The 17,538-nt window shown below is 38.5% G+C and carries 13 protein-coding genes and 1 tRNA gene; 3 read left to right on the forward strand and 11 right to left on the reverse strand.

What is annotated here, in order from left to right; translation table 11 throughout:
• The 4 genes from H5122_RS15995 to H5122_RS16010 form a co-directional block, all read right to left on the reverse strand.
• Window positions 1-1,970: FimV/HubP family polar landmark protein (locus tag H5122_RS15995; protein WP_310736353.1), on the reverse strand; the 1,970-nt coding region annotated here is incomplete at its 3' end.
• Between the two features lie 354 nt (window positions 1,971-2,324).
• Window positions 2,325-3,341, reverse strand: a complete 1,017-nt coding sequence (locus tag H5122_RS16000) for an aspartate-semialdehyde dehydrogenase (RefSeq protein ID WP_002962779.1) — start codon at window positions 3,339-3,341, stop codon at window positions 2,325-2,327.
• 48 nt (window positions 3,342-3,389) lie between these two features.
• A complete protein-coding gene (locus tag H5122_RS16005) occupies window positions 3,390-4,511 on the reverse strand; it encodes a 4-phosphoerythronate dehydrogenase (protein ID WP_182682679.1) in 1,122 nt (373 codons plus the stop codon).
• Window positions 4,512-4,776: 265 nt separating this feature from the next.
• Window positions 4,777-6,999 carry a TonB-dependent receptor gene (locus H5122_RS16010; protein WP_182682680.1) on the reverse strand — a complete coding sequence of 741 codons (2,223 nt, stop codon included), beginning with the start codon at window positions 6,997-6,999 and terminating at the stop codon, window positions 4,777-4,779.
• A 409-nt stretch (window positions 7,000-7,408) separates the two neighbouring features.
• On the opposite strand from H5122_RS16010, the gene H5122_RS16015 reads away from it, so the two are divergent.
• From H5122_RS16015 to H5122_RS16025, 3 genes are all read left to right on the forward strand, one after another.
• Window positions 7,409-7,999 (forward strand): LuxR C-terminal-related transcriptional regulator, encoded by a 591-nt coding sequence (locus H5122_RS16015; protein WP_033022035.1) that lies wholly within the window; start codon window positions 7,409-7,411, stop codon window positions 7,997-7,999.
• A gap of 321 nt (window positions 8,000-8,320) precedes the next feature.
• Window positions 8,321-9,466 (forward strand): porin, encoded by a 1,146-nt coding sequence (locus H5122_RS16020; protein WP_182672337.1) that lies wholly within the window; start codon window positions 8,321-8,323, stop codon window positions 9,464-9,466.
• Between the two features lie 12 nt (window positions 9,467-9,478).
• Complete coding sequence (locus H5122_RS16025; protein WP_002962772.1) at window positions 9,479-9,886, forward strand: hypothetical protein; 408 nt, start codon at window positions 9,479-9,481, stop codon at window positions 9,884-9,886.
• A 224-nt stretch (window positions 9,887-10,110) separates the two neighbouring features.
• Here the strand turns inward: H5122_RS16025 and H5122_RS16030 are convergent, their stop codons facing one another.
• The 7 genes from H5122_RS16030 to ftsH all read right to left on the reverse strand — a co-directional run bounded on the left by H5122_RS16030 (window position 10,111) and on the right by ftsH (window position 17,504).
• The gene (locus H5122_RS16030; RefSeq protein ID WP_182682681.1) at window positions 10,111-11,736 is read right to left on the reverse strand and encodes a methyl-accepting chemotaxis protein; all 1,626 of its coding nucleotides are present in this window, start codon (window positions 11,734-11,736) and stop codon (window positions 10,111-10,113) included.
• Between the two features lie 209 nt (window positions 11,737-11,945).
• Window positions 11,946-12,030: transfer RNA gene (locus tag H5122_RS16035), tRNA-Leu, on the reverse strand.
• An 80-nt stretch (window positions 12,031-12,110) separates the two neighbouring features.
• Window positions 12,111-12,464 (reverse strand): preprotein translocase subunit SecG, encoded by a 354-nt coding sequence (secG, locus tag H5122_RS16040; RefSeq protein WP_002962769.1) that lies wholly within the window; start codon window positions 12,462-12,464, stop codon window positions 12,111-12,113.
• 1 nt (window position 12,465) lies between these two features.
• A complete protein-coding gene (gene tpiA, locus H5122_RS16045; RefSeq protein WP_182672336.1) occupies window positions 12,466-13,215 on the reverse strand; it encodes a triose-phosphate isomerase in 750 nt (249 codons plus the stop codon).
• 71 nt (window positions 13,216-13,286) lie between these two features.
• Window positions 13,287-14,636 carry a phosphoglucosamine mutase gene (glmM, locus tag H5122_RS16050; RefSeq protein WP_002962765.1) on the reverse strand — a complete coding sequence of 450 codons (1,350 nt, stop codon included), beginning with the start codon at window positions 14,634-14,636 and terminating at the stop codon, window positions 13,287-13,289.
• Window positions 14,636-15,481, reverse strand: coding sequence for a dihydropteroate synthase (gene folP / locus H5122_RS16055; RefSeq protein WP_182675058.1), 846 nt, complete (start codon window positions 15,479-15,481; stop codon window positions 14,636-14,638). Before folP ends, glmM begins: the two co-directional genes overlap by 1 nt.
• 79 nt (window positions 15,482-15,560) lie before the next feature.
• Window positions 15,561-17,504 (reverse strand): ATP-dependent zinc metalloprotease FtsH, encoded by a 1,944-nt coding sequence (gene ftsH, locus H5122_RS16060; protein ID WP_259395785.1) that lies wholly within the window; start codon window positions 17,502-17,504, stop codon window positions 15,561-15,563.
• Between the last annotated feature and the right edge of the window lie 34 nt (window positions 17,505-17,538).

Here is a 17,538-nt window from a genome sequence, read left to right on the forward strand (position 1 = left end):
TCTATATCGTCTAAATCAAAGTCGTCACTTTCCTCAACTAAAGAGTCATTCTCAGTATCAACCGCAGTCTCATCAATTAAGCTATCTATGTCGTCTAAATCAAAGTCGTCACTTTCCTCAACTAAAGAGTCATTCTCAGTATCAACCGCAGTCTCATCAATTAAGCTATCTATATCGTCTAAATCAAAGTCGTCACTTTCCTCAACTAAAGAGTCATTCTCAGTATCAACCGCAGTCTCATCAATTAAGCTATCTATGTCGTCTAAATCAAAGTCGTCACTTTCCTCAACTAATGAGTCATCTGCAGTATCAACTGCAGCCTCATCAATTAAGCTATCTATGTCGTCTAAATCAAAGTCGTCGCTTTCTTCTAGAAGTTCATCTTCGTCGAGTAACTCTGCATCAAGTGAGTCATCTACCACATCACTTTTTGGGTCATTCGCCTCATCAATTAAGCTATCTATATCGTCTAAATCAAAGTCGTCGCTTGTATCAAGTTCAGCTGAAGTGTTATTTGAGGTATCTAATTCTGTTGATGTTTGATCTAATAATTCATCTATATCAAAATTATCTTCATCTGCAAGCTCTTCACTTAAAGCCGCCATTTCATCATGAGATTCTAAGCTGTCATCCTCTAAAGCCTCGCTTGTTTGCGGTGCATCAAACTCAGGTAGACTATCGTCTTCATCAAACAAGCTATCTAAATCGTCATTAGTTAGGATTTCATCATTGTTAATTGAGTCATCAGATAAGTCTAAATCTATATCTTCAGCGTTTTCATCTGAAGGTTGATCAAACCCTTGCTGCATAAAAATATCGAGCTCATCATCGTCATCGGTATTTTCATCATCAAAAACAATGTCATCGCTTAGCAAGCTTTCGAGCTCATCCTGATCAAGTAAATTTTCGTCGCCAGAAAAATCATCTAAGCCGTCGTCTAAATCATCATTAGGCAACATATCACTTTCGAGACTATCATCTAATTGAACACTCAAGTCATCTAAAGGGTCAGGTACAATTGGATCGTCATTTAAGCTTGGGCCTAAATCATCATCGCCAGTATAAGTTGGGGTTTGTGGTAAAAAGTCATCATCGTTTTGCGGCTCTTCTTGATTACTTGCTCGTTTGCGTAAAAACATAACGATTGCAAAAATAATCAGTAACCCAGGAATAAACATTAACAAGCCCAGTACTATGGGGTTTGAAAATAATGAGCCAAAATCAAATGACTCTTTTGGTATTACTTCTTGTTTTTTTTGTTGGGCAATAATCTCGTTTTGTTTAACGATGAGTTCTTTTAACTGATTTTGAATTTCGCTGTCTTGTCCTAATTGCAAACGTAAGTTTTCGAGCTCTTTAGATATTCCTGATAACTGTTTTTTAAGATTATTATTTTCAACTAAAATCTCTTCTACATTACTAACTGAGCTTTTAAACTGTTGTTGTAACTCAACAAGCTTAGTACCTTGCTCTGTTTTTATTTCATTTAATTCTTTCTGTATCTCTTTTTTAGCATCGTCTACATCAATTTTACGCGCTTGAGTTACTTTTGTTTGCGCTGAGTTAATTTCGCTTTGTGTAAGCGTGCCATTTTTTTTCTTTTCCCATAATGCATCATCTTGCTCAGAGCGTTGCTTTGCGAGCTGCGTATTTACAGCTTTTATTTCGGCTAAGGTAGGGATTTTTAAATAGGCACCATTTTGAATGTGGTTAAGATTTTGTTCTAAAAATGAATCGGGATTTTTGTTATACAAAGCCTGCATAACTTGATAAATACTGACAGAATTGTCTGGGCGCACTTTAGCTGCTATACGCCAAAGCGTATCAGTTGGTTTAATTGGCCCAATTGATCGCCCTTGCGCACCATAGTCAACGCCTTTAGGCCCCTTTAATTGGGTACTGTCCTGAGAGTAAACTGGCGTTACTATCAATGCAGACGCTAATATAATAAGTGTAGCTAAACCGCGCATGCTGATCCTTTAATATTTAAATATTAATAAAACACCTAAAACTTAAGTGCATAAATATTGTTTATTATTGCTATTATCAGCCAAATGACTGACTCGCATTTATTATTACAATCTATTTTTATTGCAAGCTCTATTCCAATTACAAACTATAAACCAGTTAGAGCGTAATATCCATCGCAACACCTTGAAAATAAATGCCTTAAAACATCTTTATAAATATTAATTTATTGAGTGTTATCAATCAGTTTTTGTATTTTTAAAATTAAACGGCAAAAATTTGACAAGCCATATAAACAAAAAGCGGCAAACAACTACTGTTTACCGCTTCAAAAGCATGTTTAGCGCAATTAACTATTACATGTAATTGGCAATAAGCTCTTCTGCAATTTGAATGCTATTAGTTGCAGCACCTTTACGAGTGTTGTCACTTACAACCCACATGTTTAATCCATGAGGATGAGAAATATCAGCACGTAATCGACCTATATACACAGTATCGTTACCACTAGCGTCAGACACTGCTGTTGGGTAGTCACCTTCATCATCAATTAGCTCGACACCAGGCGCGTCTTTTAAAAGTTGCTTAACGTGTTCAAAGTCATAAGGCATGCGCGTTTCAATATTAATTGACTCTGAGTGCCCAAAAAATACGGGAACACGTACACACGTTGGGTTCACGGCAATAGTGGTATCACCCAAAATTTTATGAGTCTCGTTTACCATTTTCATTTCTTCGCGCGTATAGCCATTATCTTCAAAGCTATCAATTTGAGGAATAACGTTAAATGCAATTTGCTTTGGAAATACTTTATTATCCATAGGGCGTGCATTCATCAAATTAGCTGTTTGCTTTGCAAGTTCATCAACCGCGTCTTTACCTGCACCCGATACAGCTTGGTAAGTAGATACATTAATACGGTCTATTCCGTAAGCATCATAAATTGGTTTAAGTGCTAACATCATCTGAATAGTTGAACAGTTAGGGTTAGCAATAATATTACGATTTCTAAAATCAGCTAGGCTTGAAGCATTAACTTCTGGCACCACGAGTGGTATTTCAAAATCATTTCTAAAGTGCGATGTATTATCGATTACAATACAGCCGGCATCAGCAGCAATAGGAGCATATTTTTCAGATACACTGCCACCAGCAGAAAACAAACCTATATGCGCTTGGCTAAAGTCAAAGCCTTCAACGTCAAGTACTTCAATGGTCTCACCACGAAACTTTATATCTTCACCTGCGCTGCGGCTGCTAGCAAGTAAAAAAAGCTGATCAACAGGAAACTTACGATCTGCTAGCGTTTCAATGATTTGACGGCCTACTAAACCAGTAGCGCCAAGTACGGCAACGTTATATTTTTGCGACATATTTCTTCCTCTATAAACGACATTAAAACAACATCGTTAGTTAAATAATTATTCAGCTATACTAAAGCCAAGCTGGCTAAGTGCTGCTAGTTGTGGGCTATCACCTTGTAGAAATAAGGTGCTAAATTCTCGCCTTATAGGATAGTTTTTACGTAAACTATCGAAGCCGTCGCTCTCTAGGCGACGAAGTAAAATTCCGTCATCGCGGCGAACGTCATAAATTAAATGCACTAAACGAGCAATATCTTGCTCATTAAGGCTTTGCGTAACAGTTGCATTTGTAACGGCTGGTGTTGGTAAAAAATCATCCAACGATTTAATCGCCTCAACACCTTTGAGCTGACACAGTTTTTGATACAACATTTGTGTACCACGAGCTTTCCCCTCAAGTGTATGCCCTGCAATGTGCACACTAGCGTAACGAACATGCTCTAGTAATTCAGTTAAAATATTGGGTTCTTTCTCCCATACATCAAGTACTAAATCTAAATCAGCCCCAGCTTCCATTACCTCAAGCAATGCTTGGTTATCAATTACATCGCCACGGCTTGCATTAATTAGCGTGGTTCCTGGCTTAAGTGTTTTTAAACGCTCTTTACCCATCATGTGCAGTGTTTTATGCTCGCCACTTTTAACAAGGGGAACGTGAAAAGTAACAACATCTGATTGCGCTAATAACTCGTCAAGCGCTACATGTTCTTGTAATAAGCCTTGTTCGTGCTTAATCGGATCGCACAACAGTACAACTACGTTGAATGCTTTTAATTTTTGCGCCAAACATGTACCAATGTTGCCCATCCCTACAATACCAATTGTTTGACCACACAATGGACGCGCATTTTCTTGGCTTAATGCAAATAAGCTACTAATTACATATTCAGCTACAGCAACCGCATTACAACCAGGTGCACTTGTAAAAGCAATATTTCTGTCATGTAGTAATTGCGTATCAATATGGTCAATGCCGATTGTGGCAGTACCTACAAAGCTCAACTTGTTAGCTTGTACCAAAAGTTCATGATTAACATTTGTCACCGAACGAGTAAGAAGAACATCTACATCTATTAATTGTTCAGGCGTTAATTTACGACCATCAAAACGCTCAACCTCACCAAAGTCTGCAAAGTACTGCTCAACTAAAGGCATATTTTGATCGGCAAGAATTTTCATTACAGAGTCCGTTTGGCAATTAAGAGGCGCCATTGTAGCGAACAACCTAACCTTTACACAAACTAAAAAGGTGCATTATAGTTAATACAAACACTCAAAAATGGAGATGTGGATTGTTTTAAATCAGCAATTAAAATTAGGAATTTAAACGATGCAAATAATAACCTTACTATTGAATACACAAAGGCCGAATCACAGCATGATTCGGCCTTTATTATGCAAAATAAACTTCAATTACATTATATTTTATTTACTTGATTTTAGTTTATAGCTCAAAATCTTTTTTGAATTTCAAACCAAATTCACTTCGATCATTACTACGCATTACGCCAACAAAACCTGATTGTTGTAGACGACCAACATCGTAAACTTCGTTTAGAACGTTTTCACCATACAGTGTAATTTCCATATCGCCATATGGATTAGTGTAGGAAATATTAAAACCAACTAGTTCACGAGAATCAATGGTCTCACTTTGGTTATAAACTGATTGCCCTTGCATTTCGCTTCGGTACGAATAGTTAGCATTAAATGCAAGTGTTGCGCCGCTCTCTAAATCCATAAAGTAAGAAGGTGCAACCATAACAGTCCAGCGTGGTGTAAGTGCAGGTGAATCGCCTTTACCTATACCTTGTACACCCTCAGCCACTTCTGTGATTTCAGAATCTAAATAACCAACTGCACTGCGAATAGTAAAGTCATCAGTAATAGCGACTGTTGTTTCAAGCTCAATACCTTGTGCTTTAGATTGGCCCGCATTTTCTACAATTGTTACAAAACCGCCACCTGCTGTTGGGTCTGAAAATGGTAATGCTAAATCAGTGTAATCAGTCACAAATACCGCAAGCATCATAGATACATTTTCGTGTACTTGGCCTTTTAGACCCATTTCGTAGTTAATCGCTTTCGTTTCGTCAAATGATACAAACTGGTCTGGTCCACCAAATGGGCGCGGTGGAAAACCACCTGTTTGGTAGCCTTTTTGAATCTGGCCATAAACATTCATATTATTGCTAAGCTGATAAGATGCATTTACATCCCACGTAACTGCATCAAAATCTGCACTTACATACTTACGAGTAGGAAATGATGGGAATATAGCATTTGCATCTTTTTCATCTTTTGAATAACGAAGACCACCACCTACCGTTAAATCGTCAGTTAAATCGTAGCTTGCATTAAAGTAGGCTGCGTAAGAATTAGTTTCTTGGTTAATTTCAAAATCGCCGTAACCACCAAATGATTCTGTTACTCCGTCATTCAATAAGCCATTGGGTGTATTAAATGGGCTGAATACAAATGGGCCTGAACGTGTAAAGCCATCTTCATTAAAAAAGTAAAGGCCTGACACAAAGTCCATATTATCAAATGTTGCATTTAGTTGAATTTCAAACGAGTACTGATCAGCTCCGCCCTCTTCTGGAAACTCAGACAAGTTTAAAGGTGATGCATCGTCATCTAGGCCACCTTCATACTCAGATGTACGGTAGCTTGAAATAAACTTAGTAGTATAAGTATCGTTAATTGCCCAATCAGCCGAGAACGATGTGCCCCAACCTGAGTAAGAAGTTGATTCAATACCTGCAACGGTTGTACCTAAATCATCAGGGTCTGATGGAATTAAATCTTGAGTCAATAATGGGAAGTCGCCATTAAACACATCGTTTGCATCTAGCGGGTCAGTTAATTCAATTGTGTAAGGCGATTGACCTGACTCGTTATCAACTCCATCTAAAGCAAAAGTGAATGCTAAATCGCTGTTCATTTGCCATTTAAGGGCTACACGACCACTGAATTCCTCTTCCTCACCAATTTCTTTCTCTGGATTTGCTAAATTAACAGCTTCACCAACACCATCACGTGTTTTGTAAGATGCACTCGCAGACATGCTTAGTTCATCGTTTAGTGAGTTATTAAAATAAACATCACCAGCAATACGTCCACGACTTCCCAGCTTAGCTGAAGTAGTTACAATACCTTCATCACCAGGTTGCTTTGTAATTACATTTACAGCGCCACCTAATGTATTACGACCATATAAAGTACCTTGTGGACCACGAAGCACTTCAACACGCTCAACATTAGGTAATGATAAATTAGAACCCATTTGACGACCTAAATAAACGCCATCTAAGTATACGCCTACACCTGGATCAGTAGTTATTATGTGATCTTGCAGACCAATACCACGAATGAACACAGACGCATGTGCTGCATTACCAACACCGTAACGGGTGATGTTTAAGTTTGGAACATATTTACCAATATCTTCAAGATTACTCATATTGGCTTTATCAATTAGGTTCGCCCCAATTGATGTGATAGCGGTTGGAGATTCAAATAAGCTCTCTGTACGTTTACGAGCTGTGACTTCGATTTTTTCAAACGCGTCTTGTTTTGCTGTTGTTTTAGCTTCTTCAGCATTTACTGAGGTAGATAGTGCAGCGACAATTGCTAGGCTTAACTGTGAGAGTGTGCGTAGTTTCAAAATATTCTCCAAAGGATACCGTGTGATTTTTGTTATGCTTTTATATTGATAATATAAATTTTAGGCATAAAAAAAGACGCTAAATAGCATCTTTCCTCTGGACAGGTATTATATGACATTATTGTGAATAAATGTATAAAATTATTTAAATAAATTCATAGAAAATGACAGTAATTTAAGCATTGTTAGCTTTAGATGAATTATCATAAATAAACCCATCTAATATTTACCTCACTAATGAATTGTTTTAAAACAAAAAATCTCATAAATACTACTTTAAAGAGCGCATAAAACATACTCATACATGTACTTTAGTGTATAAAAAAAGAGCTAAAACACATTCAGGTATTATTGAAATTAACTAAAAATAAGAATATAGTACTAAAATGTAGTCTATGGATAGAATATTATGAATATTGAAAATACAGCCAATAAAAGCCCCACATGCTTCACCAGCCCAAATTACACGTCACTTTTTTGTGTTGCAGCTGACTTCAACGTCCTACTTGTCAATTATCAAGCTTTAAACGTCATTATCAACCATGAACTTATAAATCAGTTTATGCTAAAAAACGGTCATCAAGGTCTCGTTATTTTTGACGTGCCCAAAGACGGTGATGTTTTGGCATTAAAAGAGTGGCCTAATTTAAAAGGTTTGTTTTATGAAGGTACTGACGAAGTACTACTGCAGCAAGGATTAGAAGCAATAGAACAAGGAAAACTTTGGTTTCCACGTGCGGTAACTGATGGTTGGATGAGACAAATGCTAGCGAGTGAACAACAAACTGCGCTGCAATCAAATAACTTAACCTGCAAAGAAATGAAAGTATTAAACTTGTTATTTTCTGGCTTACATTCAAGCGCAATTGCAGACACTTTATTTATCAGTGAAGCTACAGTTCGTGTACATTTACACAAAGTGTATCAAAAAATAGCTGTAAAAAACAAGCAACAGGCATTACTTTGGTGCAAGAAAAACTTAAGTAAGATCAATAGTTAAAAACCGATTAAGCAAACTTGATAATAGCCATTGTAATTACCAGCAACATTCGTTCTAACTCCTTAACCAAAGAACGTAAAAAGAAAATTTAGTTATAATATTCCCGCCATTTTAAAAAGCCTTATTAACTAGATTTAAAGTTTATTCTAATAAAATCATACTATTCTGCTTTTAATACATACATAAAATATATATGTTACAAAATTAAAAAGCCGTTACTAAATTTATTTTTATTAACTTCCTAAATTTATTAGATAAAAAACACTATCACTTCTATAATCCTATTGAAATCAACATCTAAATAACAAATAGGAAATACATATGAAAAAGCTATCTGTAGCAGTAGCTGTATGTGCTGTACTTGCATCTAGCTATGCAAGCGCTGAAGTACGTATTAATGGTTTTGCATCTATAGTGGGTGGTAAAAGCCTAGACAGTGATCAAACCTTATACGGATATGACGATGATATCTCATTTAAAAATGAGAGTGTATTTGCATTACAATTATCTGCCGATCTTCAGGAAAAGCTCAGCGCAACAGCGCAAATTGTGGCTCGCGGCGAGAATGATTTTGATGCCGATTTTGAGTGGGCGTATTTAACTTATGAGTTTAGTGATGAATTACAACTCAGCGCTGGTAAAATGCGTGCGCCATTTTACAAATACTCTGACTTTCTAGATGTAGGTTACACTTATCGCTGGGTTCGCCCCCCTCAATCGGTTTATAATTTACCATTTTCTACTTACGAAGGGTTGAGCTTACTATATACCTCACAAATCGGTGATTGGGACTCAAGTCTTCAAGTCATATATGGTAGCTTTGAAGATAATATCGCAGTAGTGTCGGTCAATGGCGAAACTGAGCTTAATGATATCGCTGGTCTTAACTGGTCACTTAGTTACGATTGGTTTAGCGCACGTGTTGCCTATTTTGTAGCAGAGACCACCATTGACATTGAAAATGATACTGATGCAGGTATCGCCCTTAATGGCCTAGAGGCAACTCTTCGCAGCTCGGGTTTCACAGATCAAGCTGATAGCATTGCTGTAAATGAAGACGATGGGGCATTTTTCGCACTTGGCTTTTCAATTGACTACAACAATATTTTATTTGATGCAGAGTATACTCAGTTTGAAGTCGATAACAGCGCTTTAGCTGAGCAAACTCAATACTATACCTCTCTAGGCTATCGTATGGATGAGTGGCTTGTTCACGTTACCTATGAAAACAACGACGATAAACACGATAACAACCGTTATGATTCACTTACAGCTGTGCCGCAATTAAATGCAGGTATAAATTCAGCATTAGAAGGCTCTAAAGCAAAAAGTAATGTTTACACCATCGGCGCCCGTTATGACTTCCACCCGTCAGCTGCATTTAAAATTGACTTCAGTCGATTTGATGATGACATCACTGACACTGAAACGGATATAGTCGCCGTTGGTGTTGATTTAGTATTTTAATTGGAGCGGAATATGAAAAAATTAATCCTAGCTAGTGCGCTTTCATTATGTTCTTTCGGTGCTTTGGCTGAAGTTGCAGTAATTGTAAATCCTGGTAATGCAAATGCACTTGATGCAGAGACTATTAAGAAAATTTACTTAGGAAAGGCCAAGTCGTTTGATAACGGCAATAAGGTCAACCCAGCAACTCAAAACGGTACCGCTATTGCTGATGAATTCAATTCTAAAGTGGTAGGTAAATCGAGCAGCCAATTAAATGCCTATTGGTCAAAACTTGTTTTTACAGGTAAAGGAACACCGCCTGAAAAGTTTGATTCAGATCAAGCTGTCATTGACTTTGTTGCCGCTAATGGTGATTCAATCGGCTATATAGATAGCAGTAAAGCAACTGACAAAGTTAAAGTGATTGCTACCTTTTAATTGCTATTATTAAATTAAAAAAACCACCTAATCGGTGGTTTTTTTATAACTAAACTTTAATAACAATTCGCTCAATTAAGTAAGATATTTTGAGGGAGAAAAACTGTTCAATAGCAAGGCAAAAATTTCTTATTTAGTATTCTAAATAAGAAATTTTAACACAGCTAGCGTCTGATCTGCCCTCTCAAATTGAATAAGCATTACTTCGAATTGATTTAGCTACGTTACTCAATTTTAAATTTAGCCGTGGCATCTAATAGGTTATCTGAAAGGTAATGAAGGTTTTTAGCTACATCCCTCACAGCCGTTAGCGAGTCCATTGTATCTTCAAATGATACGTGCATATTTGTCACGTTTTCTACAACCATAGCAGCAACTGATGTTTGCTCTTCTGTGGCAGCAGCAATTTGTGAGTTCATTCCATTTATTTCTAACATTTGCTCTGCAATTTTCTCTATAGAAATACCCGTTTTTTCTGCTGCAGTTGCATTATCTGTAGCCATATCTCTTGCAGTCGTCATTGCAGTAACTGATTCGTTAGCCGCTTCAGTTAAAGTAGTCAACAGCTCTCGAATCTCATTTGTAGAATGAGCAGTTCGCGATGCAAGCTCTCTAACTTCATCAGCGACAACAGCAAAGCCTCGGCCATGCTCACCAGCACGGGCAGCCTCAATGGCAGCATTAAGTGCAAGTAAATTTGTTTGCTCCGCTATTGATGTAATAACATTTAATATTTGCGACACATTTTTTGTATCGTCTGCTAATTTATTGATAGTTGTAGCAGCGTGATTAATCTCATCACTTAACGTACGAGAAGCGGTTACTGATGTTTGTACTTGAGTTCTACTTTGCTCAACTTCTTTCTCTGCCGTTTGCGCTGCATGAGAAGCACTTGCAGCTGATTGAGAAATATCTCCTACACTCTGTTTCATCTCTTCCATTGATTGCTTTACAATCTCAGCATCAGTGGTTTGTTTAGTCGTTGCACGCTCCGCTTGTTCCATCCCCTGCACTAAACGAGTAGAGTTTTCCATTAACGGTTCGCAAACCGCGATAATTTCTAACACCGTTTTTTTCAATATGCCAATAAAAGAGTTGAAGTTTATAGATACTTGGCCTATTTCATCTTCAGAGTTAACTGTTAATTTAGTGCTTAGCGAGCCTTTACCGCTTGCTAATAAGCTTAAATTATTTGCCGCATCACTTGCCGAAGAAGCAATTCGCTTAGCTATCCAAATAGCCATAAAGAGTAATAAAATAAGCGATACAATAGAAACAGCTAACATTAACGTAAGGGCGTAATCAGAACGGTCCTTTGTGCTTGCAACAAGTTCAAAAAAGCGATCGTCAGCTTTGACTTGTGCTGCCTTAAACTTTTCTAGGACATCGGTATAAAGCGCTGTTTTCCTCTGTGCTTGTTGTTGAATTTTACTAAAATCTGCTGTTCCATTTACCATGCCATTTGCGATAGTCGCTGATATTTTTTCGTAATTTGCGAGCTGCTCTTTAGTGTCACTGTGAATGTAAGAGGCATTTATTTTTTCTATCGCAATAATATTCAACTCAAGTTGCTTGTATGTGTCAGATGCTTTCTCGACTAAATCTTGCTCACCAAATGTTACGGCTTGGGTGTAAAGTTCGTCCAGCTTCTCTAAAATGCCAACATTAGCAGATGTTAACTTAACAACTTTGTAGGATGATTTTTCCATTTCATCAAGTGCAATTCTATTATCATTCATAGCAAAATAGTTGTTCAGAACAATCACTAAAAATGCAACGACAGCAATACTCGTAATCGCATGTATTTTTTTACTTATGCTGAGATTTTGAAAAGTGAAGCCTGAAGCCATTGTGAATACCTTATTTTATTGTCTAAATCTATTATCGGCTTATTACTCATAAGTGTTAACTAAATTTGTAAAATTTCTAGTTTTTTTTACAAACAATTCAAAATTCTACATAACTAATTGCCCTTTAAAAAAAGAAAGTACAAATAACATTCAATTTAAATCGCAGGCACAAAAAAACCAGTAACATTTCTGTTACTGGTTTCTAAATTTGGTGCGGATGGGGGGACTTGAACCCCCACGCCCGGAAGCACCACCCCCTCAAGGTGGCGTGTCTACCAATTCCACCACATCCGCATTTTTAAGCTTTCGCTTATTTGTTAAACATATGATTTATTTGAGGAGTATAAATCGTTTAACCATAGCATTACGCTAAATTAGTTCGGTACGTCAGAGCTTTGCTCTTTCGTAGATGTTACCGGAACATCTTCTTCAACAGGAACTACAGTTTCTACTGCAGGAGCTGCTTCTAGGTTTTCCCACTCGTCAGTCTTTTTAATTTGACCTGCAGTTAGGTTACCTAGCACAATGCTTAAAACAAAAAATACTGTTGCTAAGCTTGTGGTTGTTTTTGTCATAAAGTTACCAGCACCAGACGAACCAAAAACCGTGCCTGAAGCACCAGCACCAAATGAAGAACCCATATCTGCGCCTTTACCTTGTTGAATTAAAACCATTCCAACTAGAGCTAAAGCCACAACTAAATAAACTACTAATAAAATTTCGTACATCTTATACAGTCCCTTTTGCACTGTTACAGATTGCAGAAAAAGATTCTGCTTTTAGACTTGCGCCGCCAATTAAGCCGCCATCTATATCTGTTTGTGCAAATAATAATTCGCTATTTTTTTCATTAACGCTACCACCATATAAGATGGTAAGCCCTTGTGCTAAAGTGCTATCAAGTGCAGCAATTTTATCACGGATAAATTTATGAACAGTTTGTGCCTGCTCTGGCGATGCAGTCTTACCTGTGCCTATGGCCCAAACGGGCTCGTATGCTATCACAGAATCTTTCAGTGCTGCTACACCTAATTTTTCAATTACTGCATCAATTTGTGCAGCAACTACTTGTTCGGTTTGACCGTTTTCTTGCTCACTTTCACTTTCGCCAACACATAAAATTGGTGTTAACCCAACTTCTTGTGCTCTAGCAAACTTTTCAGCGACAGTTTCATTACTTTCGTTATAAATACTGCGGCGTTCAGAGTGACCAACGAGTACGTAAGTTGCACCTAAATCTTTTAGAAGCTGTCCGTCTACTTCACCGGTAAACGCACCAGGTGTATTTTCAGAAACAGTTTGAGCGCCTGTAGAAACACCACTAGCTATCATCGCTGGTACAAGTGGGAATGGAGGAAATAAAACAATGTCCATCTCTTGTGATTTTACATCGTTAATAGCATCAGACATTTGTTTAACTAGCTCTAACGAACCATTCATTTTCCAGTTGCCTGCGACCATCGCCTTGCGTATTGCCATTTTCCACTCCACATTAGAAAGCGGGCGAGATATTAACTTTTCTCGCCCAAAGTTACAAGAGGTTATTGTTATTAATCAGTCTGTTTGCTCATAGATTCTACAACAGCTGCAATTTTTTGAGCGCTGTCTATTACAATTTTTTCTTGCTCGGCTTCAACCATAACACGAACAACAGGTTCTGTGCCTGATTTGCGCAGTAAAACTCGGCCTTTGTCGCCTAAAGCAAGCTCAACTTCTGCTACAGCTGAAAGTACCTCTGGCGCTTTTGTCGGATCTGTTCCAGCGGTATAGCGCACGTTAATCATTTTCATTGGATATTTAGTAAAACCAGCACCCAAATCTTGTAGTGTACGGTTTTGTGCAACCATAGCTGCAAGTACTTGCAAACTTGATATAATGCCATCACCCGTGCTAATTAAATCTAAATTTAATACATGGCCTGAGCTTTCACCGCCAATTTTCCAGCCTTTTTGCTGTAGTAATTCCATTACATAGCGGTCACCCACTTTACTGCGAGCAAACTCGATACCTTTTGCTTTTAAAGCATTCTCAAGACCCATGTTAGACATTACAGTGCCAACTACACCTCCACCCAACATATCATCTTCGGCAGCTTGGCAAGCAATAATATAAACTAAATCGTCACCATCAAATACACGACCATTATGATCAACCATCATTACACGATCGCCATCCCCATCGTATGCAATACCTACGTCAGCTTTAAATTCAAGCACTTTGCGTTTAAGGGTATCTACATGAGTAGCGCCACATTCATGATTTATATTAACGCCATTAGGCTCGCATGCATGTGTTATAACTTCAGCGCCAAGTTCGCGCATGACAGAAGGAGCTATATGGTATGTAGCGCCATTTGCGCAATCGACAACAATTTTAAGCCCTTCTAAAGATAACCCTTGGGGGAACTGGCTCTTACAAAACTCTATATAACGGCCGTCTGCACTAACTAAACGCGAAGCTTTACCTAGTTTGTCTGAAGCAACACATGTCATTTGCTCATCAAGCATCGCTTCAATTTGAAGCTCTACTTCATCGTCAAGCTTTAGACCCTGCCCATTGAAAAACTTAATACCGTTATCGTAATAAGGGTTATGTGAGGCACTAATTACTATACCTGCCTCTGCACGAAATGTTTGCGCTAAATACGCAACTGCAGGTGTCGGCATTGGACCCAGTAATACAACATCAATACCAGCGGCAATTAAACCAGCCTCAAGTGCAGTTTCAAGCATGTAGCCAGAAATACGCGTATCTTTACCTATAATGACTTTTTTAGTACCACTTTGAGATAATACGCGCCCTGCAGCCCAACCCAACTTCATTGCAAACTCAGGGTTAATAGGTGGCGTTCCTACTAGACCACGTACGCCATCAGTACCAAAATATTTTCTTTCTTTCATTATGCAATTCCTTTCTCGCAGGCTTGATATACACCAAGTACGTCTGCGGTTTCTTTAACGTCATGTACACGAATAATTTTTGCGCCATTTTGCGCCGCGATTAACGCACCCGCTAAGCTGCCCGCTAATCGCTCATTTGTTTCTCTATTTAATAGATTACCTATCATCGACTTACGAGATAACCCAGCCAATAACGGCAATCCTAATTTATTAAAATCATCAAACTTAGCCAATATTTGATAGTTATGGCTAAGTGTTTTTCCAAATCCAAAACCAGGGTCTAGAATAAGTCGCTCAAACTTAATCCCTGCTGTTTCACATGCTTTAATACGTTCACTAAAAAACATATTTATATCTGCAAACAAATTATCGTAATGAGGTGCCGATTGCATGCTCCGGGGCTGCCCTTGCATATGCATTAAACAAACAGCAACATCTTTAAATTGTGCAACAGTTTCTAAGGCTCCAGCTTCTTGCAAAGCCCTTACATCATTGACTATATCTGCCCCTGCGAGTATTGCTTGTTCCATTACCGGTGCTTTACTAGTATCAATTGAAATAACGCAATCACTATACTCACGTATCGCTTTAATTGCAGGGATCACGCGAGCAAGTTCATCTTTTAAACTCACATCTGGCGCGCCTGGACGGGTTGACTCTCCCCCTATATCTAAAATCGTCGCACCGTCATCTAATAACTGCATTGCGCGCTTTAGCGCTATTTTGGGGTCTAAAAACTGCCCGCCGTCAGAAAATGAGTCTGGCGTTACATTTAATATTCCCATAATAACAGGCTTTTCAATACTGAGCGTACGTCCTCTGGGAAGCTTTAATATATTAGTCATTGCCAACCTTTATTCTTTTTCTAAATAGCTGATACAAAAAAGCCCCGAAATTCGGGGCTTTCACTAGCTATTTTAACGATTATTCAGCTTTATCATCAAGGTTTGTTTCATCTTTTTTCGATGAATCATCAGTCTTTTGACTTTCATCAGCAACTGGTTCTTGAGGTTCTTGCTCTTTTACCGGTTTAGCTTCATGACGGTCATGAGCATCGCGCGGCTCACGCACTGGTTGGCGCGCCATTAAATCATCAATTTGCTTAGCGTCGATTGTTTCGTATTTCATTAACGCGTCTTTCATTGAGTGAAGAATATCAATATTTTCTTTTAATATTTCTTCTGCTCTTTGGTAGTTACGATCTGAAAACAAGCGTACTTCAGCATCAATTACTTTAGCAGTATCATCCGACATACTAGATGCACGGCTTCCGCCACCACCCATATACATCTCGTTCTGATCTTCAGCGTAAAGCAATGGACCTAGCTTTTCACTTAAACCCCAATGTGTAACCATTTTACGTGCAATATCAGTTGCGCGCTCAATATCGTTACTTGCACCCGTTGTTACTTTATCAGCACCATAAATAAGCGCTTCAGCAATACGGCCACCATAAAGGCTTGAAATCATTGATTCTAAAAGCTCTTTTGAATGACTAACACGGTCTTGTTCAGGCAAGTACATTGTTACACCTAGCGCACGGCCACGTGGAATAATAGATACTTTGTAAACCGGATCATGTTCAGGAACCATACGGCCCACAATTGCGTGGCCTGCTTCGTGATATGCTGTCATTTCTTTTTCTTGCTCGCTCATCACCATGGTTTTGCGCTCTGCGCCCATCATGATTTTATCTTTAGCAGCGTCAAATTCAGCCATACTTACAACACGTTTATTACCACGTGCAGCATAAAGTGCAGCTTCGTTTACTAAGTTCGCTAAATCAGCGCCAGAAAAACCAGGTGTACCACGTGCAATAACAGCCGCTTCTACGTTATCGCCTAATGGCACTTTACGCATGTGTACTTTAAGTATTTGCTCACGACCACGTATATCAGGTAAACCTACTTCAACTTGACGGTCAAAACGACCTGGACGAAGTAATGCAGGGTCGAGAACATCTGGTCGGTTAGTTGCCGCAATAACGATAATACCTTCGTTACCACCAAAACCATCCATTTCTACTAGCATTTGGTTGAGTGTTTGCTCACGTTCATCGTTACCGCCGCCCATACCTGCGCCACGTTTACGACCAACCGCATCAATCTCATCTATAAAGATAATACAAGGTGCCGCTTTTTTAGCTTGTTCAAACATATCACGTACACGTGACGCACCAACACCGACAAACATTTCAACAAAATCTGAACCAGAAATTGTAAAAAACGGTACTTTCGCTTCACCCGCAACAGCCTTTGCAAGTAACGTTTTACCAGTACCAGGAGGACCAACCATTAGTACGCCTTTAGGAATACTACCGCCAAGCTTTTGAAACTTAGAAGGGTCACGTAAAAAGTCTACCAATTCGGTAACATCTTCTTTCGCTTCATCACAACCAGCAACATCTGCAAACGTTGTTTTAATTTGATCTTCGCTCATTAAACGAGCTTTACTCTTACCAAATGACATAGCGCCTTTACCGCCGCCGCCTTGCATTTGACGCATGAAGAATATCCATACACCAATAAGCAGTATCATCGGGAACCAAGAAATAAATATACTTGCTAAGAATGATTGTTCTTCAGGTTGTACACCCTTCACATTTACATCATTTTTAAGTAAATCATTTATTAAGTCTTCATCGTACATTGGCATCGTTGTTTGAAAACGCTCACCACTGCTTTTAGTACCAGTAATATTTCCTGTACCGCGGTCGATAATAACTTCTTGTAAAGAGCCACTGCGGACATCTTTAACAAATTGAGTGTAACTTGTTTGACGATCAACTTGCTCGCCACCATTAAAGCTCTGAAAGACTGACATCAGCACAACTGCAATCACCAGCCATAGTATTAAATTTTTCGCCATATCGCTCAAGGGGTTAACCTCTTGTATCCAATTA

Origin of the sequence: Pseudoalteromonas sp. SG43-8, from assembly GCF_014164245.1 — a bacterium.
In the GTDB taxonomy this organism is placed as follows: Bacteria; Pseudomonadota; Gammaproteobacteria; order Enterobacterales; family Alteromonadaceae; genus Pseudoalteromonas; species Pseudoalteromonas distincta.

Excerpts from the sequence above, each read along its gene's own strand:
- H5122_RS16000 (WP_002962779.1), bottom strand. The coding sequence starts at position 3,341 with ATGTCGCAAAAATATAACGTTGCCGTACTTGGCGCTACTGGTTTAGTA.
- H5122_RS16005 (WP_182682679.1), bottom strand. The coding sequence starts at position 4,511 with ATGAAAATTCTTGCCGATCAAAATATGCCTTTAGTTGAGCAGTACTTT.
- H5122_RS16015 (WP_033022035.1), top strand. The coding sequence starts at position 7,409 with ATGAATATTGAAAATACAGCCAATAAAAGCCCCACATGCTTCACCAGC.
- H5122_RS16020 (WP_182672337.1), top strand. The coding sequence starts at position 8,321 with ATGAAAAAGCTATCTGTAGCAGTAGCTGTATGTGCTGTACTTGCATCT.
- H5122_RS16025 (WP_002962772.1), top strand. The coding sequence starts at position 9,479 with ATGAAAAAATTAATCCTAGCTAGTGCGCTTTCATTATGTTCTTTCGGT.
- H5122_RS16030 (WP_182682681.1), bottom strand. The coding sequence starts at position 11,736 with ATGGCTTCAGGCTTCACTTTTCAAAATCTCAGCATAAGTAAAAAAATA.
- secG (WP_002962769.1), bottom strand. The coding sequence starts at position 12,464 with ATGTACGAAATTTTATTAGTAGTTTATTTAGTTGTGGCTTTAGCTCTA.
- tpiA (WP_182672336.1), bottom strand. The coding sequence starts at position 13,215 with ATGGCAATACGCAAGGCGATGGTCGCAGGCAACTGGAAAATGAATGGT.
- glmM (WP_002962765.1), bottom strand. The coding sequence starts at position 14,636 with ATGAAAGAAAGAAAATATTTTGGTACTGATGGCGTACGTGGTCTAGTA.
- folP (WP_182675058.1), bottom strand. The coding sequence starts at position 15,481 with ATGACTAATATATTAAAGCTTCCCAGAGGACGTACGCTCAGTATTGAA.
- ftsH (WP_259395785.1), bottom strand. The coding sequence starts at position 17,504 with ATGGCGAAAAATTTAATACTATGGCTGGTGATTGCAGTTGTGCTGATG.